This is a genomic window from Stenotrophomonas sp. Sm10 (assembly GCF_030985515.1).
In the GTDB taxonomy this organism is placed as follows: domain Bacteria; phylum Pseudomonadota; class Gammaproteobacteria; order Xanthomonadales; family Xanthomonadaceae; genus Stenotrophomonas; species Stenotrophomonas hibiscicola.
Window position 1 is genome coordinate 1 of sequence record NZ_JAPTFO010000181.1, and the last position, 1,841, is coordinate 1,841.

General features: G+C 34.4%; 1 protein-coding gene. It reads left to right on the plus strand.

The features are described from left to right. Nucleotides 1-1,600, plus strand: a 1,600-nt coding sequence (locus O0J15_RS20915) for a phage/plasmid primase, P4 family (RefSeq protein ID WP_308306262.1), incomplete at its 5' end; no start/stop codon positions are given. Nucleotides 1,601-1,841: the final 241 nt, after the last annotated feature.

A 1,841-nucleotide genomic window follows, 5' to 3' on the forward strand; every position in this document is an offset into this window, starting at 1 on the left:
ATCTTTATTTGATGAAGATGGCTATCTAAAAACGTTCAAGGGTATTAGAGAACAGTTTATAAGCATTTTAGAAAAAAAGAAAGAAATAGCATATCAAAAAGCTTACGAGACTTACATGAATAGCCCTGATGCGTTACTTAAGCTAGCAGAAGCAGAAGAAGACGAGAATAATGGGGAATTAAGACGAAAAAAAGTAGAGGCGGATGCAATTAAGCTGGGGGAAAAGGCTAAAAAGGAAGTAGTCCCCACAACTTCACTGCGTTGTGCGGACTTTTTAAAAAGATATATCCGCTTTGTACGAATTAGACCCGAGAGGAAAGGACAAAGAGCGCCATTATTTTTTTACGACCCAGATAGTGGGGTTTACTCAGAGGATAACGAGTTTTTACAAGACCTTTTGGTAACTATCCACCCGAATATTACAGAAAGACAATCTAATGATGCACTTTATAAAATATCTCATAGCGTTCCTTTGAAAGATAAACAGGATAATTTTGTAGTCGTGGGGAACGAGCTTTACAACAATAACACGGGCGAATTTTTTCAGTTTGACCCCTATATTATCGTAACCAGAAAAGTAAAAGTAGGGTACAATCCCAATGCAGAAGAACCAATCATCAATGGCTGGAAACCCACAGAATGGCTAAAAGGACTTTTTAATAATGACAAAGAGAGTTACGACTTAGCTATACAAATCATTAGGGCAACAATCACGGGCAAAACCTTAGAGAATATTTTCTGGCTTTATGGTGAGGGGGGAACTGGAAAAGGAACGTTCCAAACTTTGCTAGAAAACTTAGTAGGAGCTGAAAACATAGCCAGTTTTAAAATTGATGCCACCGCTGGGCGTTTTGACACGTCTATTCTTATCGGAAAATCAGTGGTTATCGGTGACGATATTCAGAAAGACGTAGTTATTAAAGATACATCTATTGTTTTTAGTTTAGCAACTGGCGACCCAATAAAAATAGAGGACAAGGGAAAACGACCTTACACAACACGTTTAAAAATGACTGTTGTTCAGTCATCTAATGGCTTCCCTAGAATGAATGCAGATAAAAAAGCTATTAATAGACGCTTTAGGGTGCTATCGTTTAGCGAACTTAAAGGAAAACCAGACAAACGAATAAAAAACGACTATGTAAGTCGCAAGCAAGTATTAGAGTATTTTGTTAAGCTTGCCATTGAAACACCTTTTAAAGATGTTGAACCTCAAAAATCAGTAAGCTTTCTTGATGAAGCGTACAAAGAAAATAATCCAGTGGCTGACTTTGTAGATAGGTTTTTCAATGATGATGTTATCAAGTGTAGATACGTTCCTAATGGCTATGTTTTTGAGTGTTTTAAAGCATATTGCAAACAACACCAAAACAAAAATTACTTTTTAAATGAAATTGCTTTACATAAGCAAATAAAACAAATTTTACCTAAAACATTTAAACCAAAAAAGGTAACCATACCCAAAGGGAAAGTATTTTTTGGTGATTTTAACCCTCACTTAGTTTCAAACCCTTGGCATTTTGATGCCTATAATAATGGTAGAGGGGAAAAAGAGAATCTAGAGAAAGACAAAAAAGAACGTGGATATGAAAGAATTTAAAATAGTACGGGTCTAGTACGGTATACCAGAGTTATAAATGCTTTCATATCAATACTTTAGTACACTTAGTACTCTTAGTACACTTAAATATATAATATATAAAAATAAAAAATAAAATATCAAAAATAAACTAAAAAAAGGTGCGTAGTATAAAACAACAAAAAAAACTGTACTAACTGTACTAACTGTACTGAACCCTTGATATGACAACGTTTATTTTTGGTACGGTACTTTTTTTAAC